This window comes from Neorhizobium sp. NCHU2750 (genome assembly GCF_003597675.1).
Taxonomy (GTDB): domain Bacteria; phylum Pseudomonadota; class Alphaproteobacteria; order Rhizobiales; family Rhizobiaceae; genus Neorhizobium.
On sequence record NZ_CP030829.1, the window covers coordinates 414,056 to 430,135 of the forward strand.

The window sequence follows — 16,080 nt, forward strand, 5'->3', positions numbered from 1 at the left end:
ATCTCCTTGGAAGCATCCTCAGATGCGGGCTGGAAAGAGACGCCTGAGAGCGCCGGATGGGCAAAGCAGCAGCGATGCGCAGTAGATGAAGGCGGCGATCAGGATGATCGTCGGACCGGAAGCCAGATCCCAGTGATAGGAAACGATCAGGCCGGCAAAGCCTGAGACCGCAGCAGCGACCGCGGCGATCGCCATCATGGCCGGAAGGGTTTTGGCCCAGAGTTGGGCGACGGCTGCCGGCAGCATCATCAGGCCGACCGCCATCAGCGTTCCGAGCGCCTGGAAGCCTGCGACGAGATTGAGGACGACCAGAAACAGGAACAGGAAGTGATAGGCGGACCCGTATCCCCTGACGGAACGAAGGAAACCCGGGTCGAAGCATTCGGCGATAAGCGGCCGGTAGACGACCGCCAGAACAACCAGGGTGAAGGATGTGATGCCGCCGACGAAATAGAGTGCTGTCGAATCTATGGCGAGGATCGTGCCGAACAGGACATGCAGCAGATCGATATTGGAACCGCGCAGAGAGACGATCAGGACACCGGCGGCAAGCGATGCCAGGTAGAAGCTCGCAAAGCTCGCATCCTCCTTCAGCACGGTGGTTCGGCTGACCAAACCCGACAGGAGCGCAACGATCAGGCCGGCCACGACACCGCCGAGCCCCATGGCCGGCAGGGATAGGCCGCCGGCGATGAGAAAGCCTATTGCCGCTCCGGGCAGGACAGCATGGCTCATGGCATCGCCGACAAGGCTCATGCGCCGCAACATCAGCAGAACGCCGATCGGGCCGGAGCCGAGACCGAGACATACGCAGGCGATGAGGGCGCGGCGCATGAAGCCATATTCTACGAAGGGATCGAGAAAAATGTCGTAGAGGCTCATCACATCACCGCCGCAAACGCGGGCGCCATGTCTTCCGACAGTGCCTTTGCCCGCATCAGGTTCGCGCTCGACATCACCATGTCGGTCGCACCCCAGCCGATTGCCTCTTTCGACAGGAGAAGCGTCTGGGGAAAATGTGCCCTGACCTGGTCGAAGTCGTGCAGGACGGCAACGATCGTGCGGCTCTCCGACTTCCAGTGGGTTATGATCGCCAGCAGGTCGCGGGTCGTTGTCGCATCGATGGCGGTAAAGGGCTCGTCGAGAATGATGAACTTGGGATCCTGCAGCAGCAGGCGGGCAAACAGCACGCGCTGGAACTGACCGGATGACAATGCTCCGATATGTTTACGGCCATAATCCTGCAGGCCGACAGCCTTCAGGGCCTCCATTCCACGCTCCGCCATGCGGCGGGAAAGCCCGCGAAATCCGCCGGTCTCCCGCCATGCTCCGAGCATGACCGTCTCAGCGACAGTCAGGGGGAATTGGCGTTCGATCTGGGTCGCCTGCGGCAGGTAGCCAAAATCCTCGCGGCGCAGTCCGCCGCGATCGATTGCCCCGGATGCAAGCGGCAGATCCTGCATCAATGCCTTCAGGAGTGTCGACTTGCCTGCACCATTCGGCCCGGCGATCGCCGTGACACTGCCCGGCGCAAAGCTTCCGGTCACGCCTTTCAGGGCAATATGGCGGTCATAGGCGACGCTGACATTGTCGAAGCTGACAGCGGCGGTCATGAGAGCGAGATCGCCCAATAGATCGCAAGCCAGAGAAACAGCAGGAGGAGCGCGACGGAAAGCAGGCGCGACAAAGATGAGCGTGCGATCAGGGATGTCTGGAAGGGGTTTTTTCTGTCTCTTGCCATGGCGATCGTTGCGGGTGGGAACATGGACACTGCCGAGGCCGGAAAACTCAGTAATGTAATGTTACATCGTTACGTTCAATAAAAAACGTAATAACATTACACTGCAAGGCTTTGTCAATCCCCGAACTGCGTTCTGCAGAACTCGGCATGTTGCAGACTTCGATAATGGCGTCAGGAGCGCGCCAAACGGCAACGCCTGTTATCTTGGGCAAAGACGGCGATCTGGGCTCTGCATCGGATGACATGCCGGCAAGGCATGTTTGACATCATTCCTCGACAGCAGACGACAAGACTTGGGCCCGGAGCCTCGCCTAGCGTATCCCCGCGCGCATGAAGCTTTGAATGAAGGCGCGCTGGAACAAAAGGAAGAGGATCATCAGTGGCGCCGACGTCATCAGTGCGGCGGCGCAGATGATCGACCAGTCGATACCCTGGTCGACGGAGGAAAATACCTGCAGCCCTACAGTCAGCGGGCGCTTGTCCACCGAACTGGTGACGATCAGCGGCCAGAGAAAATTGTTCCAGTGATAGCTGACCGAAACGAGGCCGTAGGCGACATAGATCGGCCGGGCCAGCGGCAGATAGATGCGCGTAATGGTCTGGAACGTCGTCGCGCCTTCCAGATAGGCGGCATCGTCCAGCTCTCTTGGGATCGTCTTGAAATTCTGGCGCAGAAGGAAGATGCCGAAGGCAGACGCAATGTAGGGAATGGCGATGCCGGTCAGCGTGTCGATCAACCCCATGTCGTGCAATGTCTTGTAGTTCTGCACGATCAAGACGTCCGGCGTTACCATCAACTGCACGAGTACCAGGCCGAACAGGATGCCGCTGCCGCGAAACGGCCAGCGGGCAAGCGCGAAGGCCGCCAGCGTGCAGATGACGAATTGCGCAACCATGATGCCCACGACGAGAATGATCGTGTTGAGGAAGTATCGCGCAAACGGAGCCGCTTCCCACGCCTTGGCGAAATTGCCGAGCGTGAAGGGGGCCGCCAGGGTGAAATGCGTCGCATAGGCAGACGGGTGAAAGGCTGCCCAGAGCGCGTAAAGCATCGGCAGAGCCCACAGGAGCCCGACGAGCCATCCGGCCGTCGTGAAAAGGATCTGGACCATCCGCTCAGACATGCGTCATCCTATCGGTAATGGATCTTGCGATCGAGCAGGAAGAACTGCAGGCAGGCGATCAACGCCAGCACGATCAGCAGCACGCTGGACAAGGCCGCGGCATAGCTGGAATCCCAGAAACTGAATGCTACCTGGTAGATGTAGTAGAGAAGCAGCGACGTCGAATTGTTCGGGCCACCGCCGGTCATTGCAATCACTTGGTCGACGATGCGGAAGGCGTTGATCAGCGCATTGATCGCCACGAACAGTGTCGTCGGCATGACGAGCGGCCAGGTGATCCGCCGAAAAATCTGCCAGCGGCCGGCATTCTCCATCCGCGCGGCTTCGTAGACGTCGGTCGGCACCTGCTGCAGTGCCGCCAGGAAGAAGATCATGAAGAAGCCAGACTCCTTCCACACCGTCACCGCCATCAGCGATGCCAGCGCCGTATCGGGATCGCCCAGCCAGTTCGTGCTGCCGAAGCCGAACAGCCCGGCGATCTGGTCAAGCAGGCCATAACCCGGCGTGTAGAAGAACAGCCAGATATTGGCCGCTGCGATCATCGGCAGGATGGTCGGGGTGAAGAAGGCAAGCCGCAGAAAACCGCGTCCGGGGATGCGCCCGTTGACCCAGAGCGCCATGACCAGCGAAAGCGCGATCGCCACCGGCACGGTGATCAGCGCATAGATGAGGTTGTTGACGAAAGCCTGCCAGAAAATCGGATCGGCCAACATCCGGTTATATTGGGCAATCCCGATGAAATGCGCCGGGCGCGCGCCGCGCGGGGTCGAATAGAACCCTTCGATGAAGGTGGCGACGGCCGGAATATGGGTGAAGACGGCCAGTAGGACGACCGCCGGCAGAACCATCAGCCAGGCCCGGACATGAATATTGTCGAATAGAGCTTTCATCGCGCCACGAATGTTTGCGGGAAACCGGCACCCGTATCGGGCACCGGTTCCTGTTGATTGCTGTGACCGTCAGTTCTGGTAGGAGGCGAGGATGCCTTCAGCCGTCTTCTGTGCCTGATCGAGCGCCGGCTTGGCGGCACTGGTGCCGGTCAGGATCGCCTGCAATGCGTCGTTGAGAGCCTTGGTGACCTGCTGGTTGTCATGCACCGACAGTTCGGCCTTGGCGACCTTCAACTGATCGCGGGCAACGGCTGCAGCAGGGAAGTCCTTGACATAGGCTTTCATGCGATCGGTCTCCCAGGCGTCGGGGCGGGTCGCGACGTAACCGGTCTGGATGCCCCAGTCGGCCGCAAGTTCCTTCGACGTCAGGAACTTGGCAAGCTTGAGCGATGCTTCCTGCTTGGCCTTGTCGGTGGTCTTGAACAGGTAGACATTGCCGCCGCCGGTTGGCGATCCGCCCTGCACCTTGGCCGGAAGCTCTGCAACGCCGAAATCGAACTTGGCATTGGCGCGGACGTTGGTCAGGTTGCCGGTCGTCGTCCACATCATCGCCGTCTTGCCTTCGAAGAAGTCCTTCGGCGTCGTGCCCCAGTCGATGATGCCCTTCGGCATCACGCCATCCTTCTGGCCGAGATCGGCAAAGAACTGGGCGGCCTCGACGACGGCCGGGCCATTGTAATTGACCTTGGTGCCATCCTGGTTGGCGAGCTCTGCACCGTTCTCGATGGCGAGCGCCTGGAACAGCCAGTAGGGAAAGCCCGACGACGGAATTTCGACGCCCCATTGGGTGACGTTGCCGGATGCGTCCTTTACCTTCAGCTTCTTGGCCGCTGCAACCATCTCGTCCCAGGTCTTCGGGGCATCGGTGATGCCGGCCTTCTTGAAGGCTTCCTTGTTGTAATACTGGACGATGGTCGAGCGCTGGAAGGGAACGCCCCATGTATGGCCTTCGGCCTGGCTGTTGGCCATGAAGGCCGGGTAGAAGGACTTCAGCCACTGGCTGTCATCTGCCGACGTCGCCACCTGATCGAAGGGCAGGATCATGTCCGCGTCGATGAGAGTGAACATGTCGGTCGACAGGAGCACCGCAACGTCGGGCGCATTGCCGGCACGAGCGGCGGTCATCGCCTTGACGATCGAGTCCTGATAGCTGCCGGTATAGACCGGCTTCACGGTGATGTCGGGATTGGCCTTTTCGAATTCAGCCACATAGCCATCGACGATCTTGGTGATCGGGCCACCTACCGCAATCGGATAGTAGAAATTGATCTCGGTGGCGAATGCCGGGCCGGCGATAATGGTGCTGGCGAGTGCGAGACCTGCAAGCGCCTTGGAAAAAGACGTCATCATGTTGGTTCCCTGTGATGTGCGGTTGGTGAAGCAGCCTCAAGGCGGCCGGGTTCTCCGGCGGGCTCGATCCGGTTTCCGCTGTCGCGGTCGAAGACATGCATTGCGTCGGCCCGAAAACGCAGCGGAAGAGTGATGTTGGATGGGGGCGCGTCCGCTCCCCGGACTCGCACACCGATGCGGTGGCGGCCAACCCGGCAGGTCACGAGCGCATCCGCCCCGAGATATTCGATGTCTTCGGCCGTGGCGTCCGGACCGTCGATCCAATGTCCATCCGGAACAGTCGACGTTGCGATCTGCACGTCTTCGGATCGCATGCCCAGCACCAGTCCCTTGCCCGGCCGCGACAGGACCGGCGGATGATCGACGCCCTGGAAGACGGCATTCCTGCCGCTCGCATCGTTGTCGAGATCGATGAAGCTCATCGGCGAGCCGCCGACGAAGCGGGCGGCAAACATCGAGGCCGGGCGCGAATAAAGATCGGAAGCCGTTCCCGCCTGCTCGATCCGCCCGCCATTCATCAGAATGACCTGGTCGGCCATGCTCATCGCCTCGGTCTGATCATGCGTCACATAGATCATCGTCATGCCGAGCCGCTGCTGCAGACTGCGGATTTCCCGGCGCAGGTCCTGGCGAAGCTTGGCATCGAGATTGGACAGCGGTTCGTCCATCAGGCAGACCGGCGCCTCGGCGATCAGCGCGCGGCCAAGGGCGACACGCTGCTGCTGGCCGCCGGACAGCTGGCTCGGCTTGCGGGCCAGAAATGGCTCGAGGCCAAGGATCGAGGCTACTCTCGCCAGCCTTTCGGCAATCTCCGGCTTTGCGACATGCCGGACCGAAAGGCCAAACGTGATGTTGTCGGCGACCGTCATATGCGGAAACAGCGCATAGGACTGGAACACCATGGAGACACCGCGTGCGGCACCGACCCGGCCGGCCACATCCTGGCCGCCGATCCTGATCGTGCCGCCTGTGGCGGTCTCGAGCCCCGCCAGTATCCGGAGCGTCGTGGATTTTCCGCAGCCGGACGGGCCGAGGAGGACGGTCAGGCTTCCTTGTTCGACGCTGAAAGAAATGTCGTCGACGGCGCGGGCATCGCCCCACGCCTTGACCAATGCTTCAACCAATACCCCGGCCACGATCCGCTACCTGCCTTCCGATTATCCTGAAGGCAGCTATCAAAGCTCCATGACGGACCGGTGACAGAGACGGGCCTGCCGCAAGACACTGTCACATTTTCCGCTGATCCGTTGAGTTCCGGGGGTGTCGCCGCATTTTCGGTCGCCGATCACGGCGCGTGGATATGACAGCCGCGCCTTACCAGTCCGGCAGGAAGCCCGGCATGTCGCGGATGGGGGGTGCTCCGGCAAGCCTGTCGAGATCGACTATCGGAGGTGCGAGATCGGGATCGCCCGACAGCAGCGCCTCGACCGAAGCGGCCATGCGCAGCACGCCGAGATCGTCGTGCCGGCGGCCGATGATCTGCAGGCCGAACGGCATGCCCCTGGCATCACGCCCCGCCGGAATGGTGATCGACGGGTGGCCGGCAAGCGTCGAGGCATACGCCATGGCGAGCCAATGGTAATAGCTTTTGGTCGGCTTTCCATCGATCTCGATCGGGTAGAGCTCGTGCCAGTCGCGCGGGCTGATCGTCACCGCCGGGCAGAGAATGAAGTCCCAATCGTCGTAGAAGCGCTGCCAGTTGCGGTAATAGACGGTCTGCGAAGCCAGGACGTCATAGACATCCTGCACGCCATAGGTGAAGGCCTCCTCGATATTGGCCTTCACATTCGGGCCGACCTTGTCGGCATCCTTGGCAAGATAGCGGGCATGGCCGACGAAGCCGACCGCGCGCAACACGGCAAAGATCCGGTCCGCATCATCGCAGGCCGGATGCAGCTCATCCGAGATGCCGAAATTGGGCGCGATCCGTGCCGCCACCGTGCGGAAGGCTTCGCGCACGACGCTCTCGGTCGGCGCGAAGCCGAAATCCTCGGTGAAGGCGATACGCACCGTCTTGAGATCGAGCGGCTTCGGATCGGCAAAGGCTGCCGGATCCCAGGCAGTCTTGCCGTCGACGACGATCGTGTAGGGATCGAGACGATCCGGCCGCGCCAGGATCGACAGCATCAGGCCGAGATCGCCGACATTGCCCGCCATCGGTCCACTGGTCGAAAGCGGAAAAAGCCCGATGGCCCGCAGATCGCCCGGCACGACGCCCGGCGACGGCCGGTAGCCGACGACGCCGCAGAAGGCGGCCGGATTACGCAGGCTGCCGCCCAGATCGGAGCCCGTCGCAAGCGGTGCCATGCGCGCGGCAAGCAGCGCCGCCGAACCGCCGGAGGAACCGGCAGCACTTTTCGTCGGATCGTGCGGATTGCCGGTCGCACCATAGACCTTATTGATCGTGTTTCCGCCGGCGCTCCAATCCGGGTTATTGGTCTTGCCGAGCGGCATGGCGCCGGCCGAGCGCATGGCTGCAACCATGGCATCGTCTCTCGTCGCAATATTGTCGCGGAAGATTTCAGAGCCGAAGGTGGTCGGCAGCCCGGTGACATCGATCATGTCCTTGACGCCGAATGTCACGCCATGCAGCGGCCCGAGCGGTTCACCGGCCATCACCTTGTCTTCCGCCGCCTTCGCCTCATCGACAACCCGGTCGAAATTGCTGGCGATGACCGCATTGATCGCCGGGTTCAGCCCTTCCACCCGCTCGATGCCGGCTTTCGCCATCTCCACGGGTGAGAGCTCCCTGGTGGCAATGAGCCGCGCGGCTTCCCTGGCGGTCAGATCGGCGGGATGGGATTTGGTCATCGTCTTTCTCCAATTGGCATCCGCCGACCTGAGGCCGGATTGCCCGCCTCTTTGGACAGATCGGGAAAAGCAGGGATCAGGCTGTCTTGCGCAGCTCCGAGGCATGATCGGCGATATCGAGGAAAAGAGCGGTCATGACCCGTATCCCCTCATCCGCGATCGACAGGAGCGCATGCTCGTTCGGTCCGTGCTGGCCGCATTCGGCATGGGAATGCGGCACCCAGATCGTCGGCAGGCCTAGAATGTCGGTAAAGGCATCATTGGGCAGCGACCCGGCGAGGTTGGGAAGAACATGCGGCGGCTTGCCGCTGCTTGCGGCAATCGACCGTTCGACGAAGCCGACCCACGGGTGATCCGGCGAAAAGCGTGTTGCCCTGAACGGCTCTTCCTTCAGTCCCAAGACCTCGACCATCGAAAAACCATGGGCGTCGAGATGGCGCCGCAGGGCAGGCAGGATATCGTCGACATCAGTTCCCACGACGAAGCGCAGCTGGCAGCGGGCCCGGGCCGAGCTCGCAATGGCATTTTGCGGGGCGGCGATATTGCCTGCGGAAATCGCCAGCACGGCGAAAGAATTCCAGCCGAACACCCGTTCGGAGGGCGTCAGCTCGGCTTCACCCCAGTCCGCATCGTGTCGTCGCGGCGGCAGGTCTTTCAGCGCGCGGCGAATATCGTTCGTCAGGCTGGTCGGACGCCATTCGGGAATACGGATCTGGCCGCGTGCATCGACGATCGAGGCAATCGCATGCGACAGGATGATGACCGGATCTGCCAGCAATCCGCCGAAATTGCCGGAATGATGATCGCCCTCACGCAGATTGACGACAAGATCGAAGGGCAAGCCGCCGCGAGACCCCATGAACATGGTCGGCGTATCGGCCGCAAGCCGCGGGCCATCGGAGGCGATCAGCACGTCGGCGGCCAAGGCCTGTTTCTGCTCACTGAAAAACTCCCGCAGCCCGTAGGAGCCCGTTTCCTCCGCCATTTCGATAATGATCTTGGAATTGAAGCCGAGCGCACCCCGCCCTTTGATGACATGCTCCAGCGCCTTGAGGTTGATCAGATGCTGGATCTTGTTGTCGGCCGTGCCGCGGCCAAAAAGCTTGCCATCCTCGATCGTCAGGGTGAAAGGATCGAGCCCCTCGCGCCAGCGACCGGGCTCGCCGTTGCAGACGTCGCCGTGTCCATAAGTGAGTACGGTCGGCAAATCCTCTCCCTCGATCCGGCTGGCGATCAGAAGCGGCGCTCCACCCTCTCGCGGATTATCGAAGATATCCGTCTTGTAGCCCATGCCGACCAGAAGCGGCACCATCTCCTCATCGAGATAACGCATCAGGTCTTCAGGCAGGCCCTCGGACTGGCTGATCGATCGATGTGCCACCAAGCGTTTCAGATCGTCTGTAAGAGCCCCGTCGCGCGCATAGGCAGAAGCGGCGGAAAGGATGGCATTTCTTTCCATTTCCAATATCTTACACCGTCAAGTATGCGTCCAAGTATGCTAGCCGGCACCCATCGGACGGGCTTTAAAATCGTCATTATCATAGCATCGTTCTTTCACAGATTGTCGACATCTTGTCTGCTGCCCGGCGCTGCATTTGCACCGATGAATCTCAGGGCGACGACCGGCCTCACCGGCAAGTGGCAGGAGCCCGTTCGATCGATGCGCTGCCTGCAAGGCAAAGGTGAAAATTGAACCCACCCATGCAGGATTTCCACCTAGTTTCCGACACGTTGCGAATATAGCCTGTCGCGCGATTCGTCGTCCCGGTCTGGACGACACATGACATTCAAGGAGACGACGATGACGGATATCAAAAGCGGTCTTGTCGAACTAAAGCCGCAGATCACCGTGATCGGCGTCGGCGGCGGCGGCGGCAACGCGATCAACAACATGATCGCCGAAAATTTGCGCGGCGTGGAATTTGTCGCGGCCAATACCGATGCGCAGGTTCTGGCCACTTCCAAGGCATCGCGACGCATCCAGCTCGGCACCCAGGTTACCGAAGGCCTCGGCGCCGGCTCGCTTCCGGATGTCGGCCGCGCGGCTGCGGAAGAATCGCTCGATGAAATCATGGACCATCTCGCCGGCTCGCATATGTGCTTCGTCACCGCCGGCATGGGTGGCGGAACCGGTACGGGTGCTGCTCCGGTCATCGCGCGGGCTGCCCGCGATGCCGGCATCCTGACGGTCGCGGTCGTCACCAAGCCTTTCACCTTCGAAGGCCAGCGACGGATGAAGACGGCAAACGAAGGCATCGAGGCGCTGCGCGATGCGGCAGATACCGTCATCGTTATTCCCAACCAGAACCTGTTCCGCATCGCCGATGCCAAGACCAGCTTCGCCGATGCCTTCATGATCGCCGACCGGGTGCTTTATTCAGGCGTCGGCTGCATCACCGATCTGATCGTCAAGGAAGGTCTCATCAACCTCGATTTCGCCGATGTGAGATCGGTCATGCGCAACATGGGCCCGGCAATGATGGGCACCGGCGAAGCCTCCGGCGATGGTCGCGCGCTTGCGGCCGCCGAAGCAGCGGTTGCCAACCCGCTGCTCGACGAGATCTCGATGAAGGGCGCCAAGGGCGTGCTGATCTCGATTTCCGGCGGCACCGACATGACCCTGTTCGAGGTCGACGAAGCGGCAAGCCGTATCCGCGACGAGGTGGAAGTGGATGCCGACATCGTCGTCGGCGCGATCTTCGATCCCAATCTCGACGGCAAGTTCCGCGTCTCTGTGGTTGCGGCCGGCATAGGCGACCGCCGGCCGGTCTGAAGACCGGTATCGACGTATTCCGCTACATTGCTCTAGGCGGCAGTGATGCTCGCTTTCGTCGCGACCGTCTTTTCCAAAACAGTCGCGTCGGTCGAATGCGACCAGGAATTTTCCTCGGACCTATCTCAAGCCTGTATTCATGTGAGTTTGGCTAGGCGGGTGTCCGCATTCTCAGCTACGCCCGCTCTTGCTCATCGGCATCCTGTCGATGAGACCAAACACGGTCGCGTCCGTGATGACATCCTGGCTGCGCAGCTTGATCCCGCCGTCCTTTCCGACAAGGACGGCCTGAAAGCCGCCGCTTGTTATGTCGGCCTCCCGCCGCAACTGGCGCGCATCGATCTTGCTGGAATTGCCGTAGATCGGTCTGATCTCGTCACCAATGACCGATATGACGACCATGTCGCGAGCGGCCAGATTGCTCTGTCTGCCTTTGAGGAGTTGCACTTGGCTTGCCAGTTTCTGGTTACCTGACGTGCCGAACAGGATCAGCACACGATTCTTCCACGCGTATTGGGACAGACTTTCCATCGCAGAGGCCTGGCTGGTAACGGCAAGAACGGCGATAGCCGTCGCGAAAAGGATCTTTTTCATTGTGAACTTCCTCCAAAGACGGAGAACGTAGTTGCACTCACGGTGTTCTGTCACAACGACGTGATTGCTCGCAAAGGGCTAGAAACTGCATTACCGCGCCGGAACGGGTGCCTCGGGAGTCGGATACTCCAATTTCTGCAGCGCCGGTCCGAAAGCTAGATCATCCGTTTCGGATCGAGTTGCGTTTGAAACGGATGCAGGTCGCGACTGGGCGAGATACGGCTCGGATCGCCCGCATCGAGAAGGACGTGATGGCGGTCCTCTGTCGGAGACGCTCCATAGACCTCCCTGTAGCGCTGGAGGAAATGCGAATAGGAGCTGAAGCCGCATCTGCTGCTGATCGTGGCAAAGTCCAGATTGCTCGCCTTGACCAGTTTGCGCGCGCGCGAAAGACGTATCTTCCGGTAGTAATCAGCCATCGTGCAATCGAACGCTTCCGCAAAGAGGCGATCGAGATGGCGTCTCGAAACCTTCGCCTTGGCCGCAATCTCCCCGATGCTGAGAGGTTCCTCGATCGCAGCCTCCATCTCGCGACAGGCATCGCGGACCACCGGCTGCAGACCATTATAGGCCGAGGTGAAAAGATCGTCCTGCGGTGCGCTGACGTCGCGACGATAGGGATAGATGATGATGTTGGCGACGCGGGCAGCCACCAATGCTCCCAATTGCTTGGCGATCAGATGCAGCATCATGTCGATGCATGCGGACCCGCCGGCACAGGTCATGCGTCGGTCGGAAAAGGTAAAGACCCGCCGGACAAAACTTACCTTGGGAAACAGTTGGGCGAAAAGTGGCAGGTTGTTGAAATGGGACGTTGCCGTATGGCCGTCCATCACGCCGGCCTTGGCCAGATGATAGACACCGCTTTCAATAGACCCAAGCGTCTTGCCGTGCCGGTCGTAGCGGCGCAGCAGGCTGAGAGTGCTTTCCTGCTGGTAGGCATCGTGACTGAAGCTGGAACTGACGATCAGCGCATCAAAACCCTGAAGATCTGACACATGTCCCGACGTATCGAGACCGAGACCCGCGCTGGATCTCACCGGCGTCTCCATGTCATGCACGAGAACCCATTCGAAAGGCGGCTCGGTATAGAGAGAGTTTGCCACCCTCAGCGTCTCGATCGCCGATATCACGCCCAGCATCTGGAAATTCGGTAACAACAGGAATGCCAGTTTATACATCATACCCGCCCGTTCATGTCGGGCGAGTATTGCTGCCGCGCGCCCGCTTTTCCAGTCCGAAAGTGCGGGGCGCCAATTCGGTCATAGCTGGAATGTCGCCCAGCGCCATTCGGCAAGACGCGCCTGGTTGATACTGATGCCAAGCCCCGGCCGATCGTTAACCGGGATGCTGCCGTTCCTGACCGTATCCTCGATCGGGTCTTCGACGAAATCGACATGGCCCGGAATGCGTGCCCAGTAGGGGAAATGCTCCTGAATGTAGAAATTCGGGACGGATGCCGAGAAATGCATCCCGACGGCCGTCGATACGGCGGAGGCGCAGATATGCGGCTGAACCTTCAGGCTGTAGGTTTCGGCCATGGCGGCAATCCGCCGGGCTTCCATCAGGCCCCCCGTATTGGCGATATCCGGCTGCAGGATGTCGACTGCCCGTGATTCGAGAACGTCCCGGAAGTCATAGCGCGTATAAAGCCTTTCGCCGACGGCAATGCTCTGCTCGATCGAATTCGCGAGCTTGACCAGGGCACCGGTATCGCCAGGGACAGCCGGCTCTTCCACATAGGTTATGTCGTATTCCGCGACCCGGCGGCAGAAGCGGATCGTGTCGTCGAGCGAGAGCCCGGCCGACAGATCCAGCATGATCTCGACATCCGGCCCGACAGCCCGACGGATTTCGGAGATGTTATAGAGCGCTCGGCGCACGACGTCCGGATCCGAGCAGGCACGGAAAGAAGGATGCCTCAGACGTCCCTCGGGCAGAATCTTGACGAAGGGGTAGAATTTCAGGGCCTTGTAGCCGTCCTTTGCAGCCTTCTCGGCCGCAGCCGGCAGGTCCGCATCCTTGGTCGCGCCAAAATACCAGCCATTGGCATAGGCTCTCAGATCATCATGGATGCGACCGCCGAGCAGTTCGTAGACGGGTACGCCGAGCGCCTTGCCCTTGATGTCGACCATTGCCTGCTCGATCGCGCTCATGGCCGAAAACGCCACGGCGCCTCCACCTTTTGCCCAGAAGCCGTGGTCGTAAATCTCCAGCCACAGACGTTCGGAGCGGAACGGATCAACCCCGCCCTGCATGTAGCGTTCGATAATATCCTTCAGCATGCCGGCCGCCGCCGTGCCGCCGATGCCGTAGGCCACGCCCGCCTCGCCTATGCCGACCGTGCCGTCGTCGGTAATGAGTTCGAGAATGATCGGCCTGATGCCGCCGCTTTCGATGAGGTAAATATTGGCAGTCTTGATCTTCAAGTGCATCTCCAATGCGGGTCTAGAGCGTTTGGCAAAGACGTGTGGCATCCAGGATCGCCGCATGGATGTCACGCGAGGATACGGCGTCGCCGATCCGGTAAAGGAGCCAGCCATTCTCATCATGATCGATCAGAGGCTGAGCCTCACCGGCAACGAAGGCATCGAGATCGATGATGCCCTGGTTGAGGGAGTTGGGTGCAAGAGCATGATAGAGATCGTCGACCGGAAGCGTGCCGCGCTCGACGACAACTCGGTCGCATTCGACCTCCTCCACCTCCAGCGTGTATTCGTTGATCAACGTCGCAACCAGATGGTTGCCGCGGCGCTCCACCGAGCCCAGCCGCTTGTCGGGGCGCAGGTCGGCTCCGATCTTGTAGAGGCCCCGCATGGCGAACGGCCGGTCCAGGTAGCTCATTTCCTTGCCCGGAGCGCTATCCGGTGTGACGTAAATCACCTGTGCCCCACGCTCGCCGATCGTCTGCGCGCCGATAATGCCACTCAACGTGCCAACGGCATCGAAGAAAAGCACCTTGCCGGTCATCGTTCCCCGGTTCTCGGTGACTTCCCACAGGGTTTCGACATGCTCGGCTCCGCCGATCTCGTTTTCCATGTTGTCCGGCATGCCACCGGTCGCCAGGATGACGATGTCTGGGGAAGTTTCAGCGATCATCTCTTCGTCGGCGAAACAGTTGTAGCGGATCTCTGCTCCAAGACGCGCAAGTTCGCTCACCCGCCAGTCGACAATGCCGATCAGGTCCCGACGGCCGGACAGGCGTGAGGCAAGCAGCAGCTGGCCGCCAGCCTGCGGCGCCGCTTCCAGCAACGTGACGACATGGCCGCGCTCCGCCGCGACGCGGGCAGCTTCCAGCCCTGCCGGCCCGGCGCCGACCACGGTCACACGCTTCTGTATTTCGGACCGCTCGATCATGTGAGGCAGTTGCTTCTCCCGCCCGATCGATGCGTTGTGGATACATCTGCGCTGCCACGAACAATAGGTGGCGCCGACGCAGGGACGGATCGTCTCCTCCTGCCCTTCAGACAATTTGCGGGCGATATGCGGGTCGGCGATATGCGCCCTGGTCATTCCGACGAGATCGACGAGCCCTTCGCCCACCGCATGCCGTGCGGTTGCAAGATCCGTGATCCGGGCCGCGTGGAATGTCGGCAGACCGACATGCTTGCGGAACGCGGCAATGAAGGGAAGCTGGGGCGCAAGCCGAACGGCCATCCCCGGCATATATTCGGCCAAGCCGATTTCGGTATCGATGCGGCCATAGGTGAGGTTAAAGAAATCGACGAGGCCAGACTGCTCATGCAGTCGGCCCATGGCGAGATATTCCTCGTCGCTCATCGCATCGTCATGCCCCTCGCCGACCGCCATGCGCAGGCCGACAAGAAAGCGATCACCGACCTGGCGGCGAATTTCCTCCAATATTCGAAGACCAAAACGGGCACGGTTTTCCAGCGACCCGCCATATTCGTCGGTTCGCTGATTGATCGTCGGCGACCAGAACTGGCCGACGAGATGGCCGTGGACATGGATCTCAAGCCCGTCCAGGCCGCCTTCGCGACATCGCCGCGCCGCTTCGCCGAATTCCAGGATGACGCGCTCGATATCGTGCCGCTCCATCGCCTTGGTGAAGCCGCGATGCGATGGCTCGCGATAACGGGACGGCGATATCGTGGGCAGCCAATTGTCCGAACGCCAGTGGCTGCGGCCACCAAGATGGGTGATCTGGCACATGATGGCCGCACCATGCTGATGGATACGTTCGGAGAATTCACGGAAATAGGGGATAATCCTGTCGTGGCCGACAGACAACTGGCCGAAGACGGAGCCGGAATCCGGCGACACGTTCGACGAGCCGCCGAACATGGTAAGGCCGATGCCGCCCTTGGCCTTTTCCTCATGATAGAGCTGATAGCGCTCCTTCGGCATGGCATCTTCACCGTAACTGATCGCATGGCTTGTGCTCATGATGCGATTGCGAAGGGTGAGATGACCGATGCGAAGCGGTTGAAGCAGCGGATCGCGAGACCGGCTCGGAGAGGGATCGCTGGACGGAAATGTAGATTGCGCCTGCTGGGGGATCATGGGGCTCACGGCGGTTTGGTGGCTGACGCCCGGGCTTCCCGGTGCTGTCTTGCATCTAAGCCTGTCTGCAATGGTGGACCGGCGGATAGCTGGAATTCGGACATATCGCATGCCCATTTTGGACATTGGCAGCGACTTCAACCCAAACTGGCGCCTGCCATCAGCAGTCGAATGGCCGACGCGAAAATGTCCAAATTAGGAAGTCATCACGTCCAAAATGGGACTTTCGTTCGTCAATCTTTTTTCCAAAGATCATCGTCAAGAGCGATGCAA

14 protein-coding genes are annotated in these 16,080 nt (G+C 60.6%); 1 reads left to right on the plus strand and 13 read right to left on the minus strand.

What is annotated here, in order from left to right:
* Window positions 1–18 precede the first annotated feature (18 nt).
* The 9 genes from NCHU2750_RS26000 to NCHU2750_RS26035 all read right to left on the minus strand — a co-directional run bounded on the left by NCHU2750_RS26000 (window position 19) and on the right by NCHU2750_RS26035 (window position 9,375).
* A complete protein-coding gene (locus NCHU2750_RS26000; protein ID WP_119944681.1) occupies window positions 19–882 on the minus strand; it encodes a metal ABC transporter permease in 864 nt (287 codons plus the stop codon).
* Window positions 882–1,613 carry a metal ABC transporter ATP-binding protein gene (locus tag NCHU2750_RS26005; RefSeq protein ID WP_119944682.1) on the minus strand — a complete coding sequence of 244 codons (732 nt, stop codon included), beginning with the start codon at window positions 1,611–1,613 and terminating at the stop codon, window positions 882–884. Before NCHU2750_RS26005 ends, NCHU2750_RS26000 begins: the two co-directional genes overlap by 1 nt.
* Entirely contained in the window at window positions 1,610–1,765 is a 156-nt protein-coding gene (locus NCHU2750_RS30680; RefSeq protein ID WP_162939778.1) for a hypothetical protein, read from the minus strand. The genes NCHU2750_RS26005 and NCHU2750_RS30680 overlap by 4 nt, the downstream gene beginning before the upstream one ends.
* Window positions 1,766–2,052: 287 nt before the next feature.
* Window positions 2,053–2,865, minus strand: coding sequence for a carbohydrate ABC transporter permease (locus NCHU2750_RS26010; protein ID WP_245480503.1), 813 nt, complete (start codon window positions 2,863–2,865; stop codon window positions 2,053–2,055).
* A gap of 8 nt (window positions 2,866–2,873) precedes the next feature.
* Window positions 2,874–3,755, minus strand: a complete 882-nt coding sequence (locus NCHU2750_RS26015) for a carbohydrate ABC transporter permease (protein ID WP_119944684.1) — start codon at window positions 3,753–3,755, stop codon at window positions 2,874–2,876.
* A 69-nt stretch (window positions 3,756–3,824) separates the two neighbouring features.
* Window positions 3,825–5,105, minus strand: a complete 1,281-nt coding sequence (locus NCHU2750_RS26020; protein ID WP_119944685.1) for an ABC transporter substrate-binding protein — start codon at window positions 5,103–5,105, stop codon at window positions 3,825–3,827.
* A complete protein-coding gene (locus NCHU2750_RS26025; RefSeq protein ID WP_119944686.1) occupies window positions 5,102–6,241 on the minus strand; it encodes an ABC transporter ATP-binding protein in 1,140 nt (379 codons plus the stop codon). Before NCHU2750_RS26025 ends, NCHU2750_RS26020 begins: the two co-directional genes overlap by 4 nt.
* A gap of 178 nt (window positions 6,242–6,419) precedes the next feature.
* A complete protein-coding gene (locus tag NCHU2750_RS26030; RefSeq protein WP_119944687.1) occupies window positions 6,420–7,916 on the minus strand; it encodes an amidase in 1,497 nt (498 codons plus the stop codon).
* 76 nt (window positions 7,917–7,992) lie between these two features.
* Window positions 7,993–9,375, minus strand: a complete 1,383-nt coding sequence (locus NCHU2750_RS26035) for a M20 family metallopeptidase (protein WP_119944688.1) — start codon at window positions 9,373–9,375, stop codon at window positions 7,993–7,995.
* A gap of 342 nt (window positions 9,376–9,717) precedes the next feature.
* Here NCHU2750_RS26035 and ftsZ point away from each other — a divergent pair, with 342 nt between their 5' ends.
* Window positions 9,718–10,689 carry a cell division protein FtsZ gene (gene ftsZ / locus NCHU2750_RS26040; protein WP_119944744.1) on the plus strand — a complete coding sequence of 324 codons (972 nt, stop codon included), beginning with the start codon at window positions 9,718–9,720 and terminating at the stop codon, window positions 10,687–10,689.
* 171 nt (window positions 10,690–10,860) lie between these two features.
* Here ftsZ and NCHU2750_RS26045 read toward each other — a convergent pair whose 3' ends face one another.
* The 4 genes from NCHU2750_RS26045 to NCHU2750_RS26060 form a co-directional block, all read right to left on the minus strand.
* A complete protein-coding gene (locus NCHU2750_RS26045) occupies window positions 10,861–11,283 on the minus strand; it encodes a DUF4174 domain-containing protein (protein ID WP_119944689.1) in 423 nt (140 codons plus the stop codon).
* Between the two features lie 155 nt (window positions 11,284–11,438).
* Window positions 11,439–12,467, minus strand: a complete 1,029-nt coding sequence (locus NCHU2750_RS26050) for a GlxA family transcriptional regulator (protein ID WP_119944690.1) — start codon at window positions 12,465–12,467, stop codon at window positions 11,439–11,441.
* A gap of 78 nt (window positions 12,468–12,545) precedes the next feature.
* Window positions 12,546–13,712, minus strand: a complete 1,167-nt coding sequence (locus tag NCHU2750_RS26055; protein ID WP_119944691.1) for a mandelate racemase/muconate lactonizing enzyme family protein — start codon at window positions 13,710–13,712, stop codon at window positions 12,546–12,548.
* Between the two features lie 19 nt (window positions 13,713–13,731).
* Window positions 13,732–15,807: an NADH:flavin oxidoreductase gene (locus NCHU2750_RS26060; RefSeq protein ID WP_119944692.1), complete on the minus strand. Its 2,076-nt coding sequence runs from the start codon at window positions 15,805–15,807 to the stop codon at window positions 13,732–13,734.
* Window positions 15,808–16,080: the final 273 nt, after the last annotated feature.